19 protein-coding genes and 2 pseudogenes are annotated in these 24,497 nt (G+C 72.1%); 10 read left to right on the plus strand and 11 right to left on the minus strand.

The genetic code is table 11. The features are described from left to right. The first annotated feature begins 81 nt into the window (after positions 1-81). From ABZ490_RS39220 to ABZ490_RS39230, 3 genes are all read left to right on the plus strand, one after another. On the plus strand, positions 82-561 hold the full coding sequence (locus tag ABZ490_RS39220; protein ID WP_359001801.1) for an NUDIX hydrolase: 480 nt from the start codon (positions 82-84) through the stop codon (positions 559-561). A gap of 227 nt (positions 562-788) precedes the next feature. Then, positions 789-2,564, plus strand: coding sequence for a TIGR03767 family metallophosphoesterase (locus ABZ490_RS39225; RefSeq protein ID WP_359001803.1), 1,776 nt, complete (start codon positions 789-791; stop codon positions 2,562-2,564). Positions 2,565-2,741: 177 nt separating this feature from the next. Further along, a complete protein-coding gene (locus tag ABZ490_RS39230; protein ID WP_359001832.1) occupies positions 2,742-3,938 on the plus strand; it encodes a glycosyltransferase in 1,197 nt (398 codons plus the stop codon). 20 nt (positions 3,939-3,958) lie between these two features. On the opposite strand, the gene ABZ490_RS39235 is transcribed toward ABZ490_RS39230, so the two are convergent. Continuing rightward, a complete protein-coding gene (locus tag ABZ490_RS39235) occupies positions 3,959-5,014 on the minus strand; it encodes a hypothetical protein (protein WP_359001805.1) in 1,056 nt (351 codons plus the stop codon). Between the two features lie 204 nt (positions 5,015-5,218). After that, the gene (pepN, locus tag ABZ490_RS39240; protein WP_359001807.1) at positions 5,219-7,798 is read right to left on the minus strand and encodes an aminopeptidase N; all 2,580 of its coding nucleotides are present in this window, start codon (positions 7,796-7,798) and stop codon (positions 5,219-5,221) included. A gap of 169 nt (positions 7,799-7,967) precedes the next feature. Between pepN and ABZ490_RS39245 the strand changes: the two genes are divergently transcribed. Then, positions 7,968-8,612, plus strand: a complete 645-nt coding sequence (locus ABZ490_RS39245) for a DsbA family protein (RefSeq protein ID WP_359001809.1) — start codon at positions 7,968-7,970, stop codon at positions 8,610-8,612. A gap of 58 nt (positions 8,613-8,670) precedes the next feature. Next, positions 8,671-9,447: an SAM-dependent methyltransferase gene (locus tag ABZ490_RS39250; RefSeq protein ID WP_359001811.1), complete on the plus strand. Its 777-nt coding sequence runs from the start codon at positions 8,671-8,673 to the stop codon at positions 9,445-9,447. 76 nt (positions 9,448-9,523) lie between these two features. Here ABZ490_RS39250 and ABZ490_RS39255 read toward each other — a convergent pair. From ABZ490_RS39255 to ABZ490_RS39285, 7 genes and pseudogenes are all read right to left on the minus strand, one after another. Beyond that, a pseudogene (locus tag ABZ490_RS39255) lies at positions 9,524-9,935 on the minus strand (hypothetical protein); the annotation flags it as partial. Between the two features lie 134 nt (positions 9,936-10,069). Beyond that, a complete protein-coding gene (locus tag ABZ490_RS39260; protein WP_359001813.1) occupies positions 10,070-10,963 on the minus strand; it encodes a TauD/TfdA family dioxygenase in 894 nt (297 codons plus the stop codon). 11 nt (positions 10,964-10,974) lie between these two features. Further along, complete coding sequence (locus ABZ490_RS39265; RefSeq protein ID WP_359001815.1) at positions 10,975-12,315, minus strand: LLM class flavin-dependent oxidoreductase; 1,341 nt, start codon at positions 12,313-12,315, stop codon at positions 10,975-10,977. Beyond that, positions 12,312-13,037: an ABC transporter ATP-binding protein gene (locus ABZ490_RS39270; RefSeq protein WP_359001817.1), complete on the minus strand. Its 726-nt coding sequence runs from the start codon at positions 13,035-13,037 to the stop codon at positions 12,312-12,314. The genes ABZ490_RS39265 and ABZ490_RS39270 overlap by 4 nt, the downstream gene beginning before the upstream one ends. After that, positions 13,013-13,855, minus strand: coding sequence for an ABC transporter permease (locus ABZ490_RS39275; RefSeq protein WP_359001819.1), 843 nt, complete (start codon positions 13,853-13,855; stop codon positions 13,013-13,015). The genes ABZ490_RS39270 and ABZ490_RS39275 overlap by 25 nt, the downstream gene beginning before the upstream one ends. 5 nt (positions 13,856-13,860) lie before the next feature. Beyond that, the gene (locus tag ABZ490_RS39280) at positions 13,861-14,916 is read right to left on the minus strand and encodes an ABC transporter substrate-binding protein (protein WP_359001821.1); all 1,056 of its coding nucleotides are present in this window, start codon (positions 14,914-14,916) and stop codon (positions 13,861-13,863) included. Between the two features lie 217 nt (positions 14,917-15,133). Next, a complete protein-coding gene (locus tag ABZ490_RS39285; RefSeq protein ID WP_359001823.1) occupies positions 15,134-16,339 on the minus strand; it encodes an ROK family protein in 1,206 nt (401 codons plus the stop codon). Between the two features lie 423 nt (positions 16,340-16,762). On the opposite strand from ABZ490_RS39285, the gene ABZ490_RS39290 reads away from it, so the two are divergent. Next, on the plus strand, positions 16,763-17,338 hold the full coding sequence (locus ABZ490_RS39290) for a biotin transporter BioY (protein WP_359001825.1): 576 nt from the start codon (positions 16,763-16,765) through the stop codon (positions 17,336-17,338). Positions 17,339-17,525: 187 nt separating this feature from the next. Here ABZ490_RS39290 and ABZ490_RS39295 read toward each other — a convergent pair whose 3' ends face one another. After that, positions 17,526-18,239 carry an LPXTG cell wall anchor domain-containing protein gene (locus tag ABZ490_RS39295; protein ID WP_359001827.1) on the minus strand — a complete coding sequence of 238 codons (714 nt, stop codon included), beginning with the start codon at positions 18,237-18,239 and terminating at the stop codon, positions 17,526-17,528. Positions 18,240-18,496: 257 nt separating this feature from the next. On the opposite strand from ABZ490_RS39295, the gene ABZ490_RS39300 reads away from it, so the two are divergent. The 3 genes and pseudogenes from ABZ490_RS39300 to ABZ490_RS39310 all read left to right on the plus strand — a co-directional run. Continuing rightward, positions 18,497-20,077, plus strand: a complete 1,581-nt coding sequence (locus tag ABZ490_RS39300) for a serine/threonine-protein kinase (RefSeq protein ID WP_359001835.1) — start codon at positions 18,497-18,499, stop codon at positions 20,075-20,077. Between the two features lie 69 nt (positions 20,078-20,146). Then, positions 20,147-20,635, plus strand: coding sequence for a ribose-5-phosphate isomerase (locus ABZ490_RS39305; protein WP_359001828.1), 489 nt, complete (start codon positions 20,147-20,149; stop codon positions 20,633-20,635). Positions 20,636-20,729: 94 nt separating this feature from the next. After that, positions 20,730-21,542 (plus strand): annotated as a pseudogene (locus ABZ490_RS39310) (DNA-formamidopyrimidine glycosylase family protein); the annotation flags it as partial. Positions 21,543-21,618: 76 nt separating this feature from the next. Here the strand turns inward: ABZ490_RS39310 and ABZ490_RS39315 are convergent. Beyond that, positions 21,619-22,830 carry a GNAT family N-acetyltransferase gene (locus tag ABZ490_RS39315; RefSeq protein WP_359001837.1) on the minus strand — a complete coding sequence of 404 codons (1,212 nt, stop codon included), beginning with the start codon at positions 22,828-22,830 and terminating at the stop codon, positions 21,619-21,621. A gap of 247 nt (positions 22,831-23,077) precedes the next feature. Between ABZ490_RS39315 and ABZ490_RS39320 the strand changes: the two genes are divergently transcribed. Then, a complete protein-coding gene (locus tag ABZ490_RS39320; RefSeq protein ID WP_359001830.1) occupies positions 23,078-24,271 on the plus strand; it encodes a PP2C family protein-serine/threonine phosphatase in 1,194 nt (397 codons plus the stop codon). The last annotated feature ends 226 nt before the right edge of the window (positions 24,272-24,497 follow it).

Below are 24,497 nucleotides of genomic sequence, written 5' to 3' on the forward strand. Positions count from 1 at the left end.
CTATGGGGAAAACCCTCTACGAGAACCCTGTGCGGCGAATATTCGCTCCCTGTGCGGGAGCTTCGCGGCTAACGTGCCCGTATGCGCAAGAAGTTGAGGGTGGCGGCCTACGCCGTGGTCGTCCGTGACGATCAGGTCCTGCTCGCCCGCTCACCGGCCGACGGCGGGGGCCACGAGTGGGTGCTGCCGGGCGGCGGCATGGACCACGGCGAGGACCCGCTGGACACCGTCGTGCGCGAACTCGACGAGGAGACCGGCTACCGGGTCGAGGTGACCGGCCTGCTCGGCCTGGACTCCTCCCGGCATGTCTTCGGCAGCTGGGCGGGCCTCCAGGGTCCTGTCGACCACCACGGGCTGCGGATCGTCTACGAGGCCCGGATCACCGGCGGCGAACTGCGCGACGAGGTCGACGGCTCCACCGACATGGCCGCCTGGCACGCCCTGGACGCGGTGCCCGGCCTGCGCCGGGTCAGGCTGGTCGACATCGCCCTGAAGCTGTGGCGCGAACGGCCCGTGGACGGACGGGTGTTCGTCCCGGCCGACCCCCCGGTTACCCCGTGAGATGAACACGGAGTGACCGCTTCCCGGCTGTTTCCCGGCGGTGCGAGGAGCAGCCGAGGGCGCCACCGGGCGCCCATGATCCACGTACGGCGATCGGCGCTTCACGTTGCGGAAGCGTTCACGCGCAGGCCATACCCGGTGTCGAGCATCCGATACGAGCGGGACGTTCGCGGCTGCGACCGCCCCGCGTCCACTGTCGACGCGTTCGCACTCGGGGAGATCGCGCCATGTCGCGCTCACGCTCTGTCACGTCCTCCGCGCTGGGGGTCGACCGTCGTACCGTCCTCGCCGCCTCCGCGGCCGTCTCCGTCTCCGCGGGCGTCGGTTACGCCCTGCGGCCCACCGACAGCCAGGCCGCCTCCGTGCCCCCGCAGGCACCGGCCCCGGCCGCCGAGGCCGCGGCGGCCTCCGCGAGCCCCTCCGCCGCTCCCGTCGCCGCCCCCCTCGCCCCCTACACCAAGGGCACCACCCTCGCCTCCGTCGCCGCCCCGCGGTCCGGCTCCGGCTACCACCGCCTCGGCAGTGCCGCTGGCTGGAAGCGCGTCGTGCGCACCGACCTCGCCGCCGCCCGGTCCGGCCGCGCGGGCCGCCGTACGAGCCTCGCCGCCTTCGTCCAGCTCACCGACCTGCACCTGATCGACAGCCAGCACCCGCTGCGCCTGGAGTACCTGCGCGCCGCGAGCGAGATCGCCTGGCGGCCGCACGAGGCGCTCACCGTGCAGGGCGCGGTCTCGCTGATCGAACGGGTCAACTCGCTGCGGGCCGCCCCCGTCACCGGCGCCCCGCTGGACTTCGTCGTCACCACCGGCGACAACACCGACAACAACGCCCACACCGAGCTGGACTGGTACCTCACCGTGATGAGCGGCGGCCGGATCAGCCCCAACTCCGGTGACCCGCGCCGCTACGAGGGCGTCCAGAACAGCGGCATCCCCCTGTACTGGCAGCCCGACGCCGGCTCCCGCGACGCCTACAAGCAGCGCGGCTTCCCCCACCTCGACGGCTTCCTCGCCGCCGCGATCCGCGAGGTCAACAGCCCCGGTCTGACCCTGCCCTGGTACTCCACCGTCGGCAACCACGACGCGATGCCGCTCGGCTGCTACGCGCACGGCGACTCCTGGCTCGCCGAGTACGCGGTCGGCGGCCGCAAGCTGATGGAGCTGACCGCCGCCGAGGCGACCCGGCTCCAGCAGAGCATCAGCCAGGACAAGGACCCCCGGGGCACGGTCATCCGCGACCTGCTGAAGTCCAAGACCCGCGCCATGCGCACCGTCACCCCCGACGAGCGCCGCGCCCCCTACACCCCCGCCGAACACGTCAAGGCCCACCTGGACCCGGCGTACGAGGGAGCGGGCCCCGTCGGCCACGGCTACACCGCCGGCAACCTGGCCGCCGGCACCCAGTACTACACCTTCCCCGTCGCCGAGAACGTCCTCGGCATCAGCCTCGACACCACCGACCCCGGCGGCCACTACAACGGCTCGATCGGCACCGCCCAGCTGAAGTGGCTGGACGCGACCCTGCGCGCCCACCGGGACACGTACGCGATCGTCTTCAGTCACCACACCAGCCAGAGCATGTCCAACACCCGCCCCGACCCGGCCCACCCCCGCGAGCGCCGGCACACCGGTGCCGAACTGACCGCGCTCCTCGGCCGCCATCGCAATGTCGTCGCCTGGGTGAACGGTCACATCCACCGCAACGACATCACCCCCCACCAGGGCACCGCGGGCACCTTCTGGGAGATCTCCACGGCCTCCCACGTGGAGTTCCCGCAGCTCGCCCGGGTCGTCGAGCTGGTCGACAACAAGGACGGCACCCTCTCGATCCACACCACGCTGATCGAGTCCGCCGCCCCCCACCGCACCGACTTCACCGACCTCTCCCAGACGGGCCTCGCCGCCCTCTACCGTGAGCTGTCGGCGAACGCCCGCTTCGACGGGGCACGGCTCAGCGGCGAGGCGAAGGACCGGAACACGGAACTGGTGCTCAAAAAGGCCTGAAAAGGATCGGAAACCGGCGGTGGCGCTTCCGTCATCCAGGCTGCGCGCACATGTGACGTCCAGTTCACCCGCACGAAACGTCCGTACCGCCTCATATCGGCTAACCCGCAGTGGGCGGGGGTGGCTGGATATCGGTGTGAGGCGGGTGAGGGTGTGCGTACGGGACGCGGACTGCGGGTGCTGTCGGTCTACGAGGGGTTCTTCTCCGGGGGAGCCCGGATCGTGCACAGCGATGTGGTGCTGGGACTGCGGGAGGGCGGCCAGCACCACCGGGTGCTGAGCATCCACGGCGAGGTGCACCGCGAGGCCACCCGCCAGCGGATGGAGGACGACGCCTGCTACCGGGCGCTCACCGGCGCCGACGTGGGCGTCACCTCGCTCGGCCGTACGTTCGGGATCGGGGGCACGGATCCGGCCGCCTTCAGCGGGCCGGAACTCGCCGACACCGCCCGGGCGACGGCCGACGCCGACGTGATCCTCTCCCTCAAGGAGCAGCCGCTCGCCCTGCTGCGCCAGGCGGGCCTGCCGCGCCGCCCGGTCGTGGTCTGTCTGCACCGCTCCGACCCGGAGAACCAGGGCCGCGCCCTGCACGACCTCAAGGCCGGGATCGCCGACGGCACGGTGGCGGCGGCCGTGTGCTGCGCCGAGTCGACCCGGGCGGCGTACGAGGCGGCGGGGGTGCCGGCCGCGCTGCTCCAGGTCATCCCCAACGGGGTCGACCTGATCCGCTTCCGCCCGGACCCGGCCCGCCGGCTGGCCCTGCGCACCTCCCTGGACGTCCCCGCCGAGGCCCCGGTGGTCGTCTTCGCCGCCCGCTACGACGGCATGAAGAACGTCCCCCTGTTCCTCGCGGCGGCGAGCGCCTGGCTGGACGCGGTCCCCGAGGGCCACGTCCTGATGTGCGGGGCGGGCATGTCGGCCGCGAACCCGGGCCTCGTGGCCGACATCGCGGAGGCCTTCGACGGACGGGAGCGGAGCCGGGGCCGGCTGCGCCTGCTCGGCGTACGGCACGACATGGAGACCGTGTACGCCGGCGCCGACGTGGTGGCCCTCACCTCCTCCTGGGGCGAGGCGGCCCCGCTGTGCCTGATCGAGGGCATGATGTGCGGCGCGGTCCCGGTCTCGACGGACGTCGGCGACAGCGCGGCGATCGTCGCGGGCCACGGCCTGGTGACCCCGCCGGACCCGGCGGCCATCGCGGCGGCCTGGTCGGAGGCGGTGGCGGACCGGGACGTCTACGCCCCCGCCCTCGCCGCGAGCCGCGAACGCTTCAGCCGCACCCGCATGATCGCCTCGTACGCGGCCCTCATCGACCGCGTGTACGACACGAGGAGGGACCACCGGTCGCCGGTGGCCCCTCCGCTCCCCTCCTGATGTGCCGCCCCGGTCCCTCCCTACCGGGGCAGCACCACGACGTACGCCGCCGGTTCGCGGTCCCCCGCCGCCATCAGCGCCGTACGGACCACCGCCGCCTGCTGCTCCATGGCGTCCCGCAGCTTCTTGGGCGTGATGTACACGACCGTGATGCCGAGCCGCTCCAGGTGCTCCCGCTTGCGGGCGTACTCGGACCACAGGGCGTCCTCGTCCTGACGGGGCGCCCGGGTGTCCAGCTCCACCGCCACCGCCTGCTCCGGCCAGTAGGCGTCGAGTCCGCCGAGGTGCGGGCCGCCCGGGAGGCGCAGGTCCACGTTCCAGACCGGGTCGGGGAGGCCGTACTCGACGACCATCCGGTAGAGGCGGTCCTCGGCGATCGCCCGGCCCTCGGCCAGCAGGGAGTCCACGGCGTCCACCACATGCGGCCGGCCCAGCAGCTTGGCGTTGTTCAACTCCCGTACGACGGCGGCCGGTTCGCAGTGGCCGCCGCGCACCGCCTCCGTCAGCAGCCGCCGTACCGTGCCCGCGTCCGTCAGGTCCGCCACCGCGTCGGCCAGCGCCCGGGGGACCGGCGCCACCGGCACGCCGGTCGCCTGCTCGGGGGCCGGCAGGCTCCCGGTGCGCACGACGTGGGCGCAGCCCGTCGAGCGCAGTCGGCGCAGGCGGGGGACCAGGACGTCGATCCGCTCCAGGGAGGACAGCGCGGGGGCCGAGGTGAAGCCGTACAGGGTGAGCGCCGCGAGGCCGGTGATCATCGCCTCCCGGTACGTCGGCCGGTGCGGGCCGTCGGCGTCGGGCTGGGCCGGCACCCCGGCCGGCTCCGGCAGCTCGCGGGCCGCGTACAGCAGGACCGCGTGCAGCCGCTCCTCGCTGGTCGGCGGCCCCTGGTGCAGCATGAACACGCCGGGGAGGAGCTGCTGCCAGGGGCCGCCGGGTCGGCACTGCTCGGTGGCCTCGGTGCCGGAGACGCCGTGCGAGCGGAGCTGGGCGGCCGTCAGCACCCGGCGTCGGCCGTCGTCGGAGAGGTGGCGCAGCGGGCGGGGGGTGGCCGGGGGGAGCGGCGTGTTGTGGTTCATGCAACGGGGATTCCGCGCCCGGTCCCTCCTTTAACCGCTGTTACACGCCCGTCGACAAACCCGGACAAGCTCGTCCTAAAGGACGGGTGTTCGGGTGCCGAGTAGGCAGCGAAAACCCCTGGTCCCGTCGGGCGGGTCCAGGGGTTACGGGTCCGATGGAACGAATTCCGTAACGGTCACCGCCGACGGAATCCATGGCCAGAGCTAGTGGTGTTCTTCGGCCCTGGCATCACAGGCCTGCCCGCGCAGGCCCCGGGCCAGGTCGTCCCAGGCCTCCAGGACCAGCCGACGCAGCGCCGGGGGCGCCGTGTCGTGGGCGGCCAGCCAGACGTCCGTCTCCACCAGGGTCTGCGGCGAGTCCTGGAGGTAGGGGTACAGGCCCTTGACGACGGTCATCGCGATCTGGATGGACCGCTCGGACCACACCCGCCCGATCGCCGCGAAGTACTTCTGCGCGTACGGCGCGAGCAGCTCCCGCTGGGAGGGCTGGGCGAAGCCCGCGATGGTCGCCTCCACCAGGGCGTTGGAGAGCTCCTCGGACTCCACCACCTGCGCCCACGCCTGCGCCTTGACCGCCGCCGAGGGACGCGCGGCCAGACAGCGGACCTGGTGGCGCCGGCCGGACGCGGTGTCGTCCCGGGCCAGCTCCGCCTCCAGCGCCTTCTCGTCGGCGTACCCGTGCGCCACCAGCGGCTCCAGGAACGTCCAGCGCAGCTCCTGGTCGACGTCCAGCCCCTCGATCACCGAGGTGCCGTCCAGCAGCCCCTGGAGCAGCTCGAAACCGCCCTGGTCCTCGGCGGTCTGCGCGACGAACCGCGCCCACGCGAGCTGGTGCTCGCTGCCCGGCCCGGCCGCGTACAGCTCGCGCTCGGCGCCCTCGGCGAGCAGCCGCGCCCCGGTCGCCCGCAGTGGCGGCGCCACATAGTGCACCAGCGCCGAGTCCGCCCAGGCGTGCAGCATCTGGAGCACCCCGATGTCCGACTCGCGCCCCGCGAACCGCAGCACCAGGGCGATGAAGTCCCGCGCGGGCAGCAGCGCGTCCCGGGTGAGGTTCCACAGCGCCGACCAGCACAGGGCGCGGGCCAGCGGGTCGGCGATGTCGCCGAGGTGCGTGTGCAGCGTCTCCAGCGAGGTCTCGTCGAAGCGGATCTTGCAGTACGTCAGGTCGTCGTCGTTGACCAGCACCAGCTCCGGGGCGGCCTCGCCGGCCAGCTCCGTGACGACCGTGCGCGGACCGTCGACGTCCGCCTCGACCCGCGCGTACCGCACCAGCGCGCCCTCCTCCCGGCGGTACAGGCCGATCGCCACCCGGTGCGGCCGCAGCTCGGGGTGCGACTCCGGGGCCTCCTGCACCACCGCGAGCTCCGCGATCCGCCCGTCGGCGTCCAGCAGCACCTGCGGGGTCAGCGAGTTCACCCCGGCCGTCTGGAGCCAGGACCGCGCCCACGCCCCCATGTCCCGGCCGCTGGTCTCCGCGAGCACCGACAGCAGATCGCCGAGGCGGGTGTTGCCGTACGCGTGCCGCTTGAAGTAGCGGCGGGCGCCCTCCAGGAACGCGTCCCGTCCGACGTACGCCACCAGCTGCTTCAGGACGGACGCGCCCTTGGCGTAGGTGATGCCGTCGAAGTTGAGCTTGGCGTCCTGGAGGTCGCGGATGTCGGCGGTGACCGGGTGGGTGGAGGGCAGCTGGTCGGCGCGGTACGCCCAGGCCTTGCGGCGGTTGGCGAAGGTGATCCAGCCCTCGGTGAAGCGGGTGGCCTCGACCATCGAGAAGGAGCCCATGAAGTCCGCGAAGGACTCCTTCAGCCACAGGTCGTCCCACCACTCCATGGTGACCAGGTCGCCGAACCACATGTGCGCCATCTCGTGCAGGATGACGTTCGCCCGGTTCTCGTACGACAGCCGGGTCACCCTGCCCCGGAAGATGTACTCCTCCCGGAAGGTCACCAGACCCGGGTTCTCCATCGCCCCCAGGTTGTACTCCGGCACGAAGGCCTGGTCGTACTTGCCGAAGGGGTACGGGTAGTCGAAGTGCTCGTGGAAGAAGTCCAGGCCCTGCTTGGTGATCAGGAAGACGTCCTCGGCCTCGAAGTAGGGCGCGAGCCCCTTGCGGCACATCGCGCCGAGCGGGATCTCCAGGGTCGTGCCGTCCCCGAGGTCACGGCTGTAGGAGTCCGTGACGTAGTGGTACGGACCCGCCACCACACAGGTGATGTACGTCGAGATCGGCTTCGTCTCCGCGAACCGCCACACCCCGTCGGCGCGCTCGCCCGCGCCGTTGCTCCACACCGTCCACTCCTCGGGCGCCCGCACCTCGAAGCGGAACGGGGCCTTGAGATCGGGCTGCTCGAAGTTCGCGAACACCCGGCGGGAGTCGGCCGGCTCGTACTGCGTGTAGAGGTAGACCTCGCCGTCCTCGGGGTCGACGAACCGGTGCAGGCCCTCGCCGGTGCGGGAGTAGGCGCACTGCGCGTCGACCACCAGCTCGTTGTCGGCGGCCAGGTCCTCCAGCAGGATCCGGGAGCCGTCGAACACCTCGCCCGGGTCCAGATCGCGGCCGTTGAGGGAGACGGACGTCACACTCGGCGCGATCAGATCGGCGAAGCTCGCGGCGCCCGGCTCGTTGCAGCGGAAGCGGATCGTGGTGACCGAGCGGAAGGTGCGCGGTTCACCGGCGGCCCCTCCGACGGCCGAACGCACGTCGAGGGACACGTCGTACCCGTCGACGGACAGCAGGGCGGCCCGCTCCCGGGCCTCGTCGCGGGACAGGTTCTCACCGGGCACGGGCGGTACTCCCTCGTTGGTGGCCGGACGGTGTACGGACAGGAGTGATCCTGCCACGCGCCCCTGACCGCAGCAGCGGGGAATGTGTGCCGCACGTGACGGTGTTGACGCGGGGAAGGACCTTTCTCTCGAAGTTCCCTGTTCCCTGGAAGATCTCCCGAGGAGACACATGTCCGAGAAGACCCCCGTCGACTTCTGGTTCGACCCGCTGTGCCCCTGGGCGTGGATGACCTCCCGCTGGGTCCTGGAAGTCGAGAAGGTCCGTGACATCGAGGTGCGCTGGCACATCATGAGCCTCGCCGTCCTCAACGAGAACAAGCTGGACGAGCTGCCCGAGGAGTACCGCGAGATGCTCGCGGTCAAGGCCTGGCAGCCGGTGCGCGTGGTCACCGCCGCCTGGCAGCTGCACGGCGCCGACGTCCTCGGCCCGCTCTACACCGCGCTCGGCACCCGCATCCACAACAACGGCGAGGGTCCGACGGTGGAGGCCATAGCCGGCGCGCTGGCGGACGTGGGCCTGCCCGCCTCCCTCATCGAGTACGCCGAGCAGAGCGACTTCGAGTTCGACGCCCAGCTGCGCGCCTCCCACAAGGAGGGCATCGAGAAGGTCGGCCAGGACGTCGGCACCCCGGTGATCGCCGTCCCCGGCCCCGACGGCGAGCAGATCGCCTTCTTCGGCCCGGTCGTCACCCCCGCCCCGAAGGGCGAGGAGGCCGCCCGCCTCTGGGACGGCACCGTCGCGGTCGCCTCGGTCCCCGGTTTCTACGAGATCAAGCGCACCCGAACCAAGGGCCCCGACTTCAGCAATCTGTGACAACTCCTGCGCAGGAATCGCCCCCGCGAGCAGCCCTCGCGGGGGCACCATGGGCTCCATGACGGAGATCGACACCTCGGTACCCCACTCGGCCCGCATCTGGAACTACTGGCTGGGCGGCAAGGACAACTACCCGGTGGACGAGGCGGCGGGCGACTCCTACACCGCCGTCTTCCCCGGCATCGTCACCATCGCGCGCAGCAGCCGCGCCTTCCTCGGCCGCTCCATCACCCACCTGGTCGAGGAGGCGGGCATCCGCCAGTTCCTCGACGTCGGCACCGGACTGCCCACGGTCGACAACACCCACGAGGTGGCCCAGCGCCTGGCCCCCGAGTCGAGGATCGTCTACGTCGACAACGACCCCCTGGTCCTCGCCCACGCCCGAGCCCTGCTCACCTCCAGCCCCGAGGGCGCGACCTCCTACGAGGACCTCAGCCTCTACGAGCCCGACCGCATCCTGGAGGCGGCCGCCCGGACCCTCGACCTGTCCCGGCCGACGGCCCTGATCCTCAGCGGCATCCTCGGCCACGTCGACGGCTACGACCGCGCCCGCGACCTCGTCCGCGCCTTCCTGGACGGACTGCCCTCCGGCAGCTACCTCTCCCTCAACGAGGGCTCCCGCGGCACCGACCCCGTCTACGAACAGGCCCAGGACGCCTACAACGAGACCGGCGCGGTGCCCTACTTCCTGCGCCCGATCGACCAGATCGAGGGCTACTTCGACGGCCTGGACCTGGTCGCCCCGGGAGTCGTCTCCGTCCCCCTGTGGAACCCCGCTCCCGGCGCCGGCACCGCCCCGATCGGCCAGCACGGAGGCCTGGGCCGCAAGCCCTGACCCAGCCCCCCTCGCGAGGACGCGCGTCAGCGCCCGGCGCGCGTCCGCTGCACCGCGTACCCGGCCGCCGCCAGACGATGCGCGAGGAGCCGTGCACATTGGCGTTCATCGCGCTCAGCAGCGCGGCCGGCACCACCATGTTCATCATCTGGCCGGCGCCAGGGATGCCGAGCCGGTCCAGGGCGGCGACGTACGGGCCGTGCTCGACGACCGCGGCGGAGTCCCAGGGGACGAGGGTGACGATGACGGCCATCGAGCCGACGTGGAACGGCGCGATGCGCCACATCGCCGTACGGACCGCGCCCGCCACGCCCCGTACCGGGTCCGGCGACTCGGCCGCGGCGATGGTGACGGTCTCCAGGCCGACGGCCGTGCAGAGCGGGATCCAGAAGGCCCAGCCGCATCTCGCCCAGCATCCGCATCACCAGCATCACGAGGAGACCGGACACGGCGTGGGCGAGGACGATCGACGGTCCGGCGGCGGCGATCATCGACAGATGGCGCTGCTCGGGCGTGGTGCGTCCCACGTGTGAGACGGGCAAAAACGCCCACAGTCCGGGCGGCCCCTCCGCCGCCGCGGAGGGGCCGCCCACGATCCGGACACGTCCGGTACGGACCGTGCCTAGGCCGCTACGGCCGTGTAGTGCGCGGCGCTGCCCTCGATCGAGTGGCTCTCCTTGCCCTCGACGCCCACCGGCACGTCTCCCGCGGCCGTCACCCGGTGCAGCCGGCGCGGCGCGCCGTCGTAGTTGTCGATGGCGTAGTGCTGGGTGATCCGGTTGTCGAAGACGACGAGCTGGTTCTCGGACCAGCGGTGGCGCAGGACGTTCTCGGGCCGGGTCACGTACGACTGGAGCAGATCGAGGATCTTGCGGGACTCGCCGACCGACAGACCGACGATCCGCTGGGCGAACCCGCCGATGAACAGACCGCGTTCCCCGGTCAGCGGGTGGACGCGGACCACCGGGTGGACCGTGCGGTACGTGATGGAGGTGAACTGGGCGCGGGCGGCGGCCTGCGCCTCGTCGAGGGTCTCGTCGGGCACCGCGTAGTCGTAGTCGTTGGTGTGCTCGGCCCACAGGGTGTCGGCCAGCCGCCGCAGCGGCTCGGGCAGATCCCGGTAGGCGGCGGCGGAGTTGGCGATCAGCGTCTCGCCGCCGTACGGCGGGACGGTCAGGCTGCGCAGGGTGGTGGCCTGGGGCGGGTTGAGGACGAACGTCACGTCGGTGTGCCAGTGGTTGGCGGCCCGGCCGCGCTCGCTGTCGACGGGCAGCACGTTCGGGGCGCCGTCGACGGAGGCCACGGTCGGATGGGCGGTGGTGACCTCGCCGAAGTGCCGGACGAAGGCCTGGTGGGACTCGTCGTCGAGGTTCACCTCGTCGAACACCAGCGCCTTGTGGACGTTGAGTGCCTCGCGGAGCGCGGCGTAGGTCTCCTCGTCGAGCGGCTTGGAGATGTCGACGCCGAAGACGTGGGCGCCGATGTTCGCGGTGACCTTGCGGATGTCGAGCGTCATGGGGTGTCCTCTCAGACCAGGGCGGGTGTCTTGACGTACTGGTTGGCGGGGCGCGGCAGGCCGTAGCGCTCGCGCAGGGTCCGGCGGGGGCCGTACTCCGTGCGGAGCAGGCCGCGGGCGCGCAGGATCGGGACGACGTGGTCGACGAAGGCGGTCAGCCCCGAGGGCAGCACCGCGGGCATGATGTTGAAGCCGTCGGCGGCGCCCTGCGTGAACCAGGTCTCGATCGTGTCGGCGACCTGCTCGGGCGTGCCCGCGAAGGTGAGGTGCCCGCGCCCGCCGCCGAGCCGGCCGATCAGCTGCCGTACGGTCAGCCGCTCCCGGCGGGCCAGTTCCACGATCAGCGTGTAGCGGCTCTTGGCGCCCTCGACGGCGTCCTCGGAGGGCAGGTCGGCCGGCAGCCCGGCGTCCAGCTCCAGGGAGCCGGGGGGCAGTTGGAGCAGCCGCTCCAGGTTGGCGACCCCGTGCCGGTGGACGATGTGGTCCTCCAGCAGCTGCTCGTTCGCCCGGGCCTCCGCCTCCGTGGAGCCGAGCACCGGCACGATGCCCGGCAGCACCTTGACATGTCCGGGGTCGCGGCCGGCCGCCGCCGTGCGCGCCTTGAGGTCGGCGTAGAAGGCCTGGGCGTCGGCGAGCGTCTGCTGCGCGGTGAACACCGCCTCCGCGTATCGGGCCGCGAACGCCTTGCCGTCCTCGCTCGATCCCGCCTGCACCAGCAGCGGGTAACCCTGTGGGCTGCGCGGGACGTTGAGGGCGCCCTCGACGCTGAAGTACGTCCCCCGGTGCCGGGGCGGATGGATCTTCGCGTCGTCGCCCCACACCCCGGACGCCTTGTCGGCGAGGATCGTGTCGTCCTCCCAGCTGTCCCAGAGCTTCAGCGCCACGTCCAGGAACTCGGCGGCCCGCGCGTACCGTTCGGCGTGCGCGGGCTCCGCGTCCAGGCCGAAGTTGCGGGCGGCCTCCTCACCCGCCGTGGTGACGATGTTCCAGCCCGCCCGGCCACCGCTGATGATGTCCAGCGAGGCGAACTTGCGGGCCAGGTTGTAGGGGGAGTTGTAGGACGTGGAGGCGGTCGCGATCAGCCCGATGTGCCGGGTCGCGGTCGCCAGCGCGGTGAGCAGCGTCAGCGGCTCCAGCGCCCCGGCCGGGCGCTGCGCGACACTGCTCCACAGCTGCGGCCCGTCGGCCAGGAAGAGGGAGTCGAACGTGCCGCGCTCGGCGGTCCGCGCCAGCTCCACGTAGTGGTCCAGCTCCACATGGGCGAGCGGATCGCTCTCCGGGAGCCGCCAGGACGCCTCGTGGTGCCCGGTGTTCATCAGGAACGCGTTGAGGTGCAGCTTTCTCGAACTCACTGGTGGTCCTCCGTGACGCCCAGCGCGGCCAGCAGCCGCTCGCGGTACTCACCCAGCAGCGGATCGCGGTACGAGCGCGGATGGGGGCGGTCGATGGTCAGGTCGAGGCCGATCCGGCCGTGGTCGAGGACGAGGACCCGGTCGGCGAGCACGATCGCCTCGTCCACGTCGTGGGTGACGAGCAGCACGGACGGCCGGTGCCGCCTCCACAGCTCCCGCAGCAGGGCGTGCATCCTGATCCGGGTGAGCGCGTCGAGCGCCCCGAACGGCTCGTCGGCGAGCAGCAGTTCGGGCTCCCTGACCAGCGAGCGGGCGAGTGCGGCGCGCTGCGCCTCGCCGCCGGACAGCTCGTTCGGCCAGGCCCGCTCGCGGCCGGCGAGCCCGACCTCGGCGAGCGCCGCCCGCCCCCTCTCCTCGCCGGCCGTTCCCAGCAGGACGTTGTCCAGCACCCGGCGCCAGGGCAGCAGCCGGGAGTCCTGGAAGACGACCGACACCCGCTCGGGCGCCGTCAGTTCACCGCTCCCGGCGACCTCGTGGTCCAGGCCCGCGACCGCCCGGAGCAGGGTGGACTTGCCGGAGCCGCTGTGCCCGAGCAGGGCGACGAACTGTCCGGCGGGGATGTCCAGGTCGATGCCGTCGAGGACGGTCCGTTCGTCGAAGGACCGGGTCAGGCCCCGCAACCGTACGGCGGGACGGGTCAGTTGCTCAGTGTGCGGCGCCACGACAGCACCCTCCGTTCGATGAGACGGACCGCGCTGTCGGAGACCAGGCCGAAGACGCCGTAGATCAGCAGGCCGACGAGGATGACGTCCGACTGGCCGTAGTTCTGGGCCTGGAACATCATGTAGCCGAGGCCGCTGGTGGCGTTGATCTGCTCCAGGACGACCAGGCCGAGCCAGGATCCGGTGACGCCGAGCCGGAGTCCCACGAAGAATCCGGGCAGGGCGCCGGGGATCACGATCTGCCGGACGAACTGGAGCCTCGACAGGCCCTGCACCTCGGCGAGTTCGACGAACCGGTGGTCGATGCCGGACAGCGCGGCATGCGTGTTCAGATAGATCGGGATGTAGACGACGATCGCGATGATCGCGATCTTGAAGGTCTCGCCGATGCCCAGCCACAGGATGAACAGCGGGATCAGCCCGAGCACCGGGATCGCCCGGTTGAGCTGCACGGTCCCGTCGATCAGCGCCTCGCCGGTCCGGCTGAGCCCGGACACGAGCGCCAGCACCACCCCGGCGGTCAGCCCGATCGCGAAGCCGTACGCGGCCCGTTCGAGGGAGGTGAGGACATCGGTGGGCAGGGTCCCGTCGGTCCACAGCCGGGCGCCGGTCCCGAGGACGGTCCAGGGCGCCGGGATCGCGCCGGGGTCGAGCCGGCCCGCGGCGGAGGCGGCGGCCCACACGGCGATCAGCAGGAGGGGCCCGGCGAGCCGGGCGGCCGGCAGGCGCCTGCCGGGGGAGAGGCTGCGGCGGCGCCGGCGGGGCGGCCGCTCGGCCACGGCGACGGGGGCGGCCGTGCCCAGCGTGGTGGTGGTCATGGCGGTCAGCTCCGGTACTCGGCGGGTACGGACTTCGCGGCGATGCCCTCGAAGCGGTGGTCGAAGAGGGAGGAGACGTCGAACTTCTTCACGAAGCCGCCCTCGGCGAGCAGATCGGCGGTCTCCTGCTCCCAGGCGATCGCCTCGTCCCAGCTGGGTGGGAACAGCGGCTTGTTGGCGAGGTCGGAGATCGCCTTGGCCTGGGCGGAGGTCAGGTTCTGCGTCTTGACGTAGAACTCCTCGTTCCAGAGGTCGGGGTTCTCGTACTGCCACACCTGGCCCTGGGCCCACTGCGGGATGTACGCGGCGATCGCGGCCGCCTTCGCCTTGTCGTTCAGCACCGACACCGGCGCCCACAGCAGGTTCAGCAGGTCGACGACGTCGGTGGTGATCGAGCGGGCGCCCTTGGAGCCGTACTGCTGGAGGTAGGCGGGAGCCTGGCTGTTGGCGAGCGGGGCGATGTCGACCTGGCCGGACTGGAGGGCGGTCAGGAACTGGTTGCTGGTCAGCGGGACCAGCGTGACCTCGTCGTACTTCAGACCGGCCTTCTTCAGCGCCCGCAGCAGGACGACACCCTGTGCCTGGCCCTGCGAGAACGCCAGCTTCTTCCCCTTGAAGTCCTCGACGGTGCGGATGTCGCTGCCGGGCTTGGTGGCGAACAGGTAATTCGGCTTCCGGGTGATGTTGATCGCGACGATCTTCGCGTCATAACCCTGGTAATGCGCCTGGATCGGCGGGATGCCCGCGTTGTTCGCGAGATCCAGGGATTTCGCCCGGAAGGCGTTGATGACATCGGGCCCGGCCCCGATGTTCACCCAGCTCGACACCGTGAACGGCAGGTCGGGCAGTTTCGCCAGCTTGAACTGGAGCTGCTGCGCGTTCAGATACGAGGCGATCTTCAGGCTGGTGCCGGCGGGCACCTTCGTGGCGAGCGGGGCCGTGGCGGCGCCCTTGCCGGTGGCGGCGGCACTGCTCTCGGCGCAGCCGCTGAGCCCGGCGACACCGGCGGCGGCGCCGAGCAGCGAGGTGAGGAACAGACGGCGGTCGAAGGTCGAAGGCATGGGAGTACCCCTCAGGGGAAAGCGGTGAAAAGGGCATGCGGAATTCCAGGCACGGCCATGCTCGGAAAGCGGAACTCACGCGGGAAAAGACTGCGGTGAACGCAGGAAGAAGGGCGCGCTCCCGGCGCGCCGGGGCGTCAGCAACAGAGAGTGCGACAGCTCATGGAATCATCGTCCGTTCCGTGTGCGATGCCTGTCAACATTCGGAGTTTCTGAATTAATTCGGTACGGGTGACGCGGCGAGCGGATCCCGGTAGAGCACGTCGAGGGCGACCGCGCCGCCCGCCACGGCCAGCACGGAGTTCCCGAAGCTCGTCGGCACGACACTCCCGGCCCGCTCCGCCCCCACCTCCGCCCGCAGCGCGGCGAGGCAGTCCTCCCGGTACAGCACACCCACCTCGGTGACGACGACCCGCTCCGGGTTGAGGACGTCCAGCAGCAGCCCCGCCGCCCGTCCCGTCATCCGGGCCCGCTCCCGCAGCAGCCGCACCGCCTCCGGGTTCCCCGCCCGCGCCGCGGCGAGCACGGCCATCGGGTTCACCCCGTCCGTGATCCCCGCCTCCCGGGCCCGCCGGCACAGCGTCCGCTCGCTCAGCTCGACCTGGAGGCAGCCGGTCCGGCCGCAGGAGCACGGCTCGGTGCCCCCGGCCAGCGGCAGATGCGCCACGGCCCCCGCCTGGGAACGGGGGCCGTGGTGCACCTCGTCATGGGTGGCGAACGCCGCGTCGACCACGTTCCCCACGAACAGATGCAGCACACTGCGGCTGCCGCGCACCCGCCCGAACAGCCGCTCCGCGTTCACCAACGCCCGCGCGTGCCCGTCCACATGGACCGGCAGCCCGGTGTGCGCGCCGAGCAGCTCCCGCACCGCCACCTCGCGCCAGCCGAGCAGCGGATGCTCGACGACGGTCCCCGAGTCCCGGTCCACCCAGCCGCCGACGGCGACCCCGACCCCCAGCGGCCGGCTGTCCGCCGCCTCCGCCAGCAGCGCCGCCAGCCCCTCGGCGGCCCGCGCCAGCACCTCGTACGGCCCGGTGCCGCGGTGCTTCACCTCACGGCACGCCAGCACCCGTCCGCGCAGGTCGAGCAGCGCGACCGTGGTGTACGGCACGGCCACATGCACCCCGCCGACCACGAACCGCGAGTCGTCCAGGTCGACGGGGACGTGCGGGCGGCCGGCGCCGTTGCTGCGCCGGGGCGCGGCCGACTCCCGGATCAGGCCGAGGGCCGTGAGCCGGGTGCAGTGGTCGGTGACGGCGGCCGGGGACAGCCCGGTCAGCCGGGCGATGGTGGAGCGGGCGACCGGGCCGTGCTCCAGCACGGACCGCAGGATCACACTGGCGCTGGTGCGCCGCCGGTCGCTGTCGGCGACCCGGGGGACGGGGGACGTACGGGGAGCAGGGGGTGCCGCGGTTCGGGGCATGGGTGACCGTCCTCGGGGAAGGGGGGCCGACATGTCTCGGAGGCCGAGGCGGGCCGGTCCCGCCTCAGGCCGGGCGGCGACAGGTGGCCGTGCCCTGGCGTCGCAGGTCGACATAGCGACGCGACGTGAGGTTCAGGGCCTGGGCAACCATGGCTGGAAGCGTAGGGCAGGAAAGGGGAATCCGACCAGAGCACTAGGATTCCTTTGGTGACTGTTCACAATCCCCTGACATGGCGGCCGGTGAGCGAAACCTCTTCACCTCAGTGATCGTTGTCACGCCCGGGCCGGTGTAGCGGACATCCTTTGTGAAGATCCCATCAAGCTTCCGCCGCCCTCTTTGTCGACCGCTGACGGTGGGTGCCCGAGAACCCCTGGGATAGCGTCACGGTGTCCCCGACCTCCCCTCCTCCCCGCGGAGTCCCCATGAGCACCGCCGCCGCCAGCGCCAGCCCCGGACGGGTCCTCGCCGACCTGCTGCCCGCGTCCCGCGTCCGTGACATCGCGCTCGTCCTCGGCGGCGCCGCGCTCACCGGCCTCGCGGCCCAGATCGCGGTGCCCGTCCCCGGCTCCCCGGTGCCGGTGACCGGCCAGACCTTCGCCGCGCTCCTCGTCGGCACCTCCCTCGGCGCCCGCCGCGGCGTGTCCGCGCTCGTGCTGTACGCGCTGGCCGGCCTCGCCGGTGTCCCGTGGTTCGCGGACGGCTCCTCCGGGCTCTCCGTCTCCTTCGGCTACATCCTCGGCATGATCCTCGCGTCCGCCGCCGTCGGCGCCCTGGCCCGCCGGGGCGCGGACCGCGGCGTGTGGCGCACCGCGGGCGCGATGCTGATCGGCGAGGCGATCATCTACGCCGTCGGCGTCCCCTACCTCGCCTACGCCGCCGGCATCCCCTTCGCCACCGCGGTCTCCGTCGGCCTCACCCCGTTCCTGATCGGCGACGCGGTCAAGGCCCTGCTGGCGATGGGCCTGCTGCCGACGGCCTGGAAGTTCGCGGACCGCTGACGCTCGGTCGGTACCGGGGTTCGGCCGGTGCTGACGTTCGGCCGGACCTGACGTTCGGCCGTTCGGCCGGACCTGACGTGCAGTCGGTGTTGGCTTCGGCCGGTGCTGATTTCCGGTCTGTGAAGAAGAGGTTCGCCGGGTCGTGACGCGACTCGGCGGACCTCTTCCGCGTTTCCGGCCGACGCGGTCAGGTCCGTGGGCGGCGCCGGGTCCACCACAGGCCGGCCGTGCCCGCCGTGAGCAGGGCGATTCCGGTCGCGCCGAGGGGGAGCAGGTCCTCGGCGACGCCCGTCTTCGGCAGTTCGTCGCCGCCGGGTGCCGCGGGGGTGTTGTCCGTGCCGAGCAGCAGCGGGGTGGCGGGGGCGTTCGGCGACGGGTTCGTCGTACCGAACGGCACCGGGCCCTGCTGCCAGAACGTCTTCTTCCCGTCGGCGCTCTGCACGGGCAGACAGATCTTTCCGGTCTTTCCGAGATCGAAGGTGGCGTCGACGGAGTACGACGTCGAGTCACCCGCCGCAAGCCCGTCGACGGAGCAGGAGAAACCACTGTTCGAACCGTCCGGGAGATCCTTCTCGGCGATCGCCGTGCAGCCCTGGACGTTTTTCACGGTGAGGCCGTCGAATCCGACGATCCACACCCGGATCTTCCCGCTGTCCTTGGTCCCCCCGTTCTTCACGGTGGCGGTGAGCGAAGTCTTGCCGGAACTGTTGTCGACCGAGATCCGCTCGGGCAGCAGCGTGGTCAGCTCCACGCCCGCCGGAGCCGCGTCGACGGCCTTGCCCCCCTTGTCGCTGCCGGGCCCCTGGTCGTCCGCGCCGGCCGGGGCGGCGAGGATCAGCACCGTCGCGAAAGAGGCGGCGGTCAGTGAGCCGACGATGGTCGCCGAACGGCGAGAACTCATGTTCGTCCCCCTTTGACTGCGTCACCATGCGCAGTACTTGAAGAGGTACCACAAGATTTCTCCGCACTATGCAGGTACGCCGCGAAGTGTGACCATTGTGGGGGCCGTACGGGAAAGGGAGGGGGCGCAGGGAATTGCCGGGAATTGGGGGGAGTCCGAGAGACCCGAGGAATGCGGTGAATTCCGGGGGGCCGGTTAATCCGGTGAATCCGGTGAATCCGGGGAATTCGGTGAGTGGGGGTGTTCCGGGTCTGCTGGTGACGGGGCGCTACCGGCTGGTCGAGAGTATCGGCCAGGGGGGAATGGGACGGGTGTGGCGGGCCACCGACGACGTGCTCGACCGGCGGGTCGCCGTGAAGGAGATGAGGATCGACGGCCTCGACCACGAGGACAGCCGCACCCGCCGCGAGCGCACCCTGCGCGAGGCCCGGGCCACCGCCCGTATCGACCACCCCAACGTGGTCCGGGTCTACGACGTCGTCGACGAGGGCGAACGCCTGTGGATCGTCATGGAACTGGTGGCCGGCCGCTCGCTGGAGCGGGTCGTGGCCGAGGAGGGGCCGCTGGGGCCGCGCGAGGCGGCCAGGATCGGCCTGGGGCTCGTGCAGGCGCTGCGGCAGGTGCACGCGGGAGGCGTCCTGCACCGGGACATCAAACCGGGGAACGTGCTGGTGGAGGAGGGCGGGCGGATCGTCCTCACCGACTTCGGCATCGCGGCGATCCAGGACGCCAAGGCGCTGACCATGGTCGGCATGCTGGTCGGCTCCCCGGACTACATGGCCCCGGAGCGCATCTCGGGCCGCCCGCAGGGACCGCCGTCCGACGTCTGGTCCCTCGGCGCGACCCTCTGCGCGGCGCTCGCCGGTCACTCCCCCTTCTCCCGCGACACCACGCTGGCGACGCTGCACGCGGTCCTCTACGAGGAGCCCCGGCTCCCGGCCGGTGCGGGCCCGCTGACCGACGTCCTGCGCGCCCTCCTGGAGAAGACCCCGGAGGCCCGCCCCTCCCTGCCCGCCCTGGAGGAGTCCCTCCGCCCGGTGGCCCACCCGGACGAACCCCCGACCCGCGCCCTGCGCGGCCCGACCCCGCCGGAGGTGTCCCCGCAGCCGCCGGGCGGCCCGGAGGAGCGGCCCGAGGCGTCGGCCGCGCGGACGGGCGAAGCCGCCTTTGCCCCCGCCGTCGCCGCCGTCGCCTCCCGGAGGAGGGCGTGGGCCGTTGCCGGGGTCGGGGCCGTCGTGGTGGCCGTCTGTGCCGTCCTCGTGCTGGCGCCCTGGTCGGGCGGGGACGGGGACCGGGCGGGCGGCGGGGCCTCGCCGAAGCCGTCACCGTCATCGTCCCCGTCCGTGTCGGCGTCGGCGTCCACGGCGTCCGGCGGCCCCTCGGCCACCGTCGAGGGGACGTCCAGGCCGCCGAGTCTGCCGCCGGGCGCCCACCAGGAGGCCGGGGGGTTCGCCTGGGCGACCCCGAAGGGCTGGCGGCGGGACGTGAAGACGGGCGCGGAGGTGCACTACACCTCGCCCGACGGCACCCAGGAACTCGCCGCCAAGTCCTCCCTCGCCCGCGGCGATCTGCTGGACACCTGGCGGACCTCCGAGCAGAACGCGCAGCAGGGCCGCGACTACCGCAAGATCCGCTTGGAGGAGACGACGTACAAGGGCCGCCCGGCGGTCGTCTGGGAGTACACCTTCACGCTCCAGGGCGCCCGCTGGCACGCCCGTCTGCTCGGCTTCGACCAGGCGGGGAAGTCGTACCAGATCAACACCTGGTACCGGCCGGCGGTGGGGGCGGACGCCCTGAAGACCTACGACGAGGTAAAGGAGAGCTTCACGGTGCTCTGACGTGCGGGTGCTCCGACTTGCGCGAGGGCGAGCGCCGTCGCCCGGCGACCCGCATGACACACTCGTCCCATGCGCGTGTATCTCGGCTCGGACCATGCCGGCTTCGAACTCAAGAACCACCTCGTCGAATGGCTCAGGGCGGCGGGCCACGACCCGGTCGACTGCGGCCCCCACATCTACGACGCCCAGGACGACTACCCGCCGTTCTGCCTCCGCGCCGCGGAGCGGACGGCCGCGGACAAGGACGCCCTCGGCATCGTGATCGGCGGCTCCGGCAACGGTGAGCAGATCGCCGCGAACAAGGTGAAGGGCGTCCGTGCGGCCCTCGCCTGGAGCGAGGAGACCGCGTCCCTCGGCCGCCAGCACAACGACGCCAACGTCGTCGCCGTCGGCGCCCGGATGCACACCACGGACGAGGCGACCAAGTTCGTCGAGACCTTCCTCGCCACCCCGTTCTCGGGCGACGAGCGCCACATCCGCCGTATCGACATGCTGGCCGACTACGAGACGACGGGCGACCTCCCGGCGATCCCGGCCCACCACCCGCAGCAGGACTGAGACCGGCAGGCGGCGGGGGCGGGGGTCCGGGGACCCCTTCCCCCCACCGAGGGCCTCCCCACCGAAGGCCTCCCACGCGAGGAAGGACACGGCGACCGTGCCAGAGGGGCACACGATCCACCGGCTGGCGCTGGACTACGGTGACCGGTTCCGCGGCACGGCACCCCGGGTGACCAGTCCCCAGGGCAAGTTCTCCGACGCCGCCGCGCTCCTGGACGGTGCCGAACTCACCGGCACCGAGGCGCACGGCAAACACCTCTTCCTCGGCTTCCGCGGCGACGAGTGGATCCACATCCACCTCGGCCTCTTCGGCAAGGTCGCCTTCGGCCCGGCCCCCGCGCCCCCGCCCACGGACACGGTCCGCCTGCGCCTCGCGAACAGCACCGCCTACGTCGACCTGCGCGGCCCCACCACCTGCGCCCTCGTCACGGACGCCGAGAAAGAGGCCATACACGCCCGCCTCGGCCCCGACCCGCTGCGCGCCGACGCCGACCCCGCCGCCGCGTACGCCCGCGTCTCCCGCAGCCGTACGACGATCGCCGCGCTCCTCATGGACCAGAAGGTCATCGCCGGCGTCGGCAACGTCTACCGCGCCGAGGTCCTCTTCCGGCACCACATCGACCCGTACCGCCCCGGCCGGGACCTCACCCCAGCCGAGTGGGACGCGATCTGGGCCGACCTCGTCGCCCTCATGCGCGAGGGCGTCCGCAACAACCGCATCGACACCGTCCGCCCCGAGCACACCCCCGAGGCGATGGGCCGCCCGCCGCGCGTCGACGACCACGGCGGCGAGGTGTACGTCTACCGCCGGGCCACCCTGCCCTGCCACCTCTGCGGCGACGGGATCCGCACCGCCGACCTCGCCGCCCGCAACCTCTTCTGGTGCCCCACCTGCCAGAAGAACTGAAGACCGGCGAGTCCGGTGAGTCCGGTGGGACCGGTGAGTCCGGTGGGACCGGTGGGACCGGTGGGACCGGCGGGCCTCAGAAGCCGTGCGGCAGCCAGGGCGCCACCGGCGACCCGAACCCCGCGGCGGCCACCGCCAGCGCCCCCTCCCGCAGTTCACGCACCCGGCCGGCCGCCCCGAGCGCGGCCAGGCTCACCCCGCCCAGATACGCCGCCCCCAGCTCCCGCACCGACACGGCCAGGTCGGCCGCATCCGTCGTACGCGCGCACACCGCGCCCTTCGCATCGCCGGAAAGCCGCCAACGCCCCGCGTTCCACGGGCAGAACGCGTCCTCGACCTCCAGCACCACATCCACCGGCGCCTGGTACGTCCGCGCCTGGAGCGCCGCGCCCAGGTCCACCAGCCGTACGTACAACTGGTCCCGCACCCGCAGCTCGCACCGGCGGATGTCGGACACCTGGTACTGCCACGCCTCGTCCAGCGGCCGCCCCCGCACCTTCAGCGAGCTCGTCAGGTCGATCCCGAACAGGAACCGCCACAGCGCCGCCTCCGACACCGGGTCCAGCGCCGCGAGGTCCTGGAGCTGCACCTGACCGTTGTGCCCGCTGTCCGTGTACCGCGGCCGCACCCGGAAACGGACGTAACCGGTCACGCGCCCCTCGTGCTCCGCGAGCACGCACTGCACGGGCGACGCCCCGTCCCGCTCGGTCTCCGCCTCCAGCACCGCCAGCCCCTCCCAGCCGGGCCGCCGGTCGAGCATCCCGGGCCGCAGGGCCACCGTGCGCGCGTACACCGCCTCGCAGGTGTCCAGCGTGGCGCGCGGATCGGCGTACGTCAGCCGTACGTCGTCCGTACCGGCCGGTACGGACAGACGGACCCGGCCGGTGTCGATCTCGGCGTGCAGCCCGAACGTCGCCGCCGCGTAGCCGAACCGGCCGTAGATCACCGGCTCCGAGGCCGTCAGGACGGCGAGCGGCTCGCCCCAGGCCCGGACGTCGTCCAGCTGCCGCCGCATCATGGCCGTCAGCAGCCCGCGCCTCCGGTGGGTGGCGCTCACCCCGACCATGGTCACGCCCGCGGCCGGCACCGAGGCCCCGCCCGGCACGGTCAGCCGGAAGTCGAACGCCCCCGCCGTCCCGACCAGCTCCTCGCCGTCCCAGGCGCCCACGGACCGCTCGCAGGGGGTGAGCCGACGCCACAGCTCCCGCTCCTCGGCCGGCTCCGCGACCCCGCCGAAGGCGCGCAGCAGTACGTCGTACCACCGGTCCCAGTCCTCGGCGCGCAGCACGCGCAGCCCGGCCGCCGGGGCCGCGGCGGCGTCGGAAGAGGTCGCGCGGCCCGTGGACCCTGTCGTCGTCGCCCGAGTCGTCATGCACTCATGCCTAGCAGCCCAATGCGGGACGAGCCAGGGAATTTCTCCCTCCGTGCCACGTGAGCGCTTTCCATGAAGTTCACTGTGAAGTTGAACCTCGGACGGGGGACAAGTGGGACCTCCCGTGCCAAGCGGTGGGTTGGATGGATAGGGTCCCGAACTAATGGCAGAAGGACGACAGCGGCGCGCGGAAGCCGAGACGTTGACGGCCCGGTTGAAGCACTTGATGCACCGGGTCCGCACCGGCGTGCGCCGAAGCGCCGTGGACTACTTCCGCGGCGACGGTTCGGACTGGATCGCGCTGGCCTTCCTGCTGCTCACCGTACCGCTGATCGCGGCCACCACCCTCGCCAACTCGGTGTGGTGCTCCCCGGCCGCGCTGGTCCTGCCGATCGTCGCCGGCGGGCTGCTGCTGCGCCCGTCCAGCCTGCTCGGTCTGTACGCCGCCGCGGCCACCGCGCTGATCGTCGAGTCCGTCCAGCTCGGCCCGTACACCCAGGGGCCCTCCCGGGTCACCCCGGGCGTGGTCCTCGTCGTGGCCGCATGCGGTTTCTTCGGCCTGCTCATCGCCCAGTTCCGCAGCCGGGTCGGCGTGCCCTGGAGACGCGGCGGCACCATGCTCTTCGACCTGCGCGAACGCATCCGGGTCCAGAGCAAGCTGCCGAAGCTGCCGCACGGCTGGCACCGCGAGATGGCCCTGCGCCCGGCCGGCGGCCAGTCCTTCTCCGGTGACTTCGTCGTCGCGGCCCGCACCAACGGCGGCCGCACCATGGAGGTCGTGCTGACGGACGTCTCCGGCAAGGGCATGGACGCGGGCTCCCGCGCCCTGCTCCTGTCGGGCGCCTTCGGCGGCCTCCTCGGCTCCCTGCCCCCGCACGCCTTCCTCCCGGCCGCCAACGGCTACCTCCTGCGCCAGGACTGGGACGAGGGCTTCGCCACCTCCATCCACCTGGTCCTGGACCTGGACTCCGGCGACTACGAGCTCTACTCGGCCGGACACCCGCCGGGCCTCCAGCTCAGCGCGGGCAGCGGCCGCTGGGAGGAGAAGGCCGCCGAGGGCCCGTTGCTGGGCGTGTACGAGGGCGCCCAGTTCGACCCGGTGAAGGGCTCCCTGCGTCCCGGAGACGTCCTCATGCTCTTCACCGACGGCCTGGTCGAGACCTCCGACCGCGACATCGTCGAGGGCATCGACCGCCTCACGGGCGAGGCCGACCGCTATGTCGCCGGCGGCTTCCAGGGCGCCGCGTGGCACCTCATCGAGGCGGTCGCGAAGGACGTCAACGACGACCGGGCCCTGCTGCTGGTGTGCCGCGAGGGCCCGACGTCGGCGGCACCGGCGGCGCATCCGGTCCCCTGAACGTCCGTTTGTGCCACCCCTGTAACTACTGCGGCTTCGCGATTGCACCGGCAACCGAGGACTTGCTACAGATGGAGGTGCGTACGGTCACGGACGTGACAGACAGACCTCACCGGGGGAGGCGGTTTCGACATGAAGTTCGACATGGGTGCGCAGACGCTGTCGACGTTGCAGCGTGATTCGCGTGGGTCGAGTGATGATCTGGGTTCGTTGATCAAGCAGTTGG

It is taken from the genome of Streptomyces sp. NPDC005811 (genome assembly GCF_040630405.1).
Lineage (GTDB): Bacteria > Actinomycetota > Actinomycetes > Streptomycetales > Streptomycetaceae > Streptomyces.

Coding starts and splice junctions, on each gene's coding strand:
- ABZ490_RS39220 (WP_359001801.1), top strand. CDS start 82: ATGCGCAAGAAGTTGAGGGTGGCGGCCTACGCCGTGGTCGTCCGTGAC.
- ABZ490_RS39225 (WP_359001803.1), top strand. CDS start 789: ATGTCGCGCTCACGCTCTGTCACGTCCTCCGCGCTGGGGGTCGACCGT.
- ABZ490_RS39235 (WP_359001805.1), bottom strand. CDS start 5,014: ATGAACCACAACACGCCGCTCCCCCCGGCCACCCCCCGCCCGCTGCGC.
- ABZ490_RS39245 (WP_359001809.1), top strand. CDS start 7,968: ATGTCCGAGAAGACCCCCGTCGACTTCTGGTTCGACCCGCTGTGCCCC.
- ABZ490_RS39250 (WP_359001811.1), top strand. CDS start 8,671: ATGACGGAGATCGACACCTCGGTACCCCACTCGGCCCGCATCTGGAAC.
- ABZ490_RS39260 (WP_359001813.1), bottom strand. CDS start 10,963: ATGACGCTCGACATCCGCAAGGTCACCGCGAACATCGGCGCCCACGTC.
- ABZ490_RS39275 (WP_359001819.1), bottom strand. CDS start 13,855: ATGACCACCACCACGCTGGGCACGGCCGCCCCCGTCGCCGTGGCCGAG.
- ABZ490_RS39280 (WP_359001821.1), bottom strand. CDS start 14,916: ATGCCTTCGACCTTCGACCGCCGTCTGTTCCTCACCTCGCTGCTCGGC.
- ABZ490_RS39285 (WP_359001823.1), bottom strand. CDS start 16,339: ATGCCCCGAACCGCGGCACCCCCTGCTCCCCGTACGTCCCCCGTCCCC.
- ABZ490_RS39290 (WP_359001825.1), top strand. CDS start 16,763: ATGAGCACCGCCGCCGCCAGCGCCAGCCCCGGACGGGTCCTCGCCGAC.
- ABZ490_RS39295 (WP_359001827.1), bottom strand. CDS start 18,239: ATGAGTTCTCGCCGTTCGGCGACCATCGTCGGCTCACTGACCGCCGCC.
- ABZ490_RS39305 (WP_359001828.1), top strand. CDS start 20,147: ATGCGCGTGTATCTCGGCTCGGACCATGCCGGCTTCGAACTCAAGAAC.
- ABZ490_RS39320 (WP_359001830.1), top strand. CDS start 23,078: ATGGCAGAAGGACGACAGCGGCGCGCGGAAGCCGAGACGTTGACGGCC.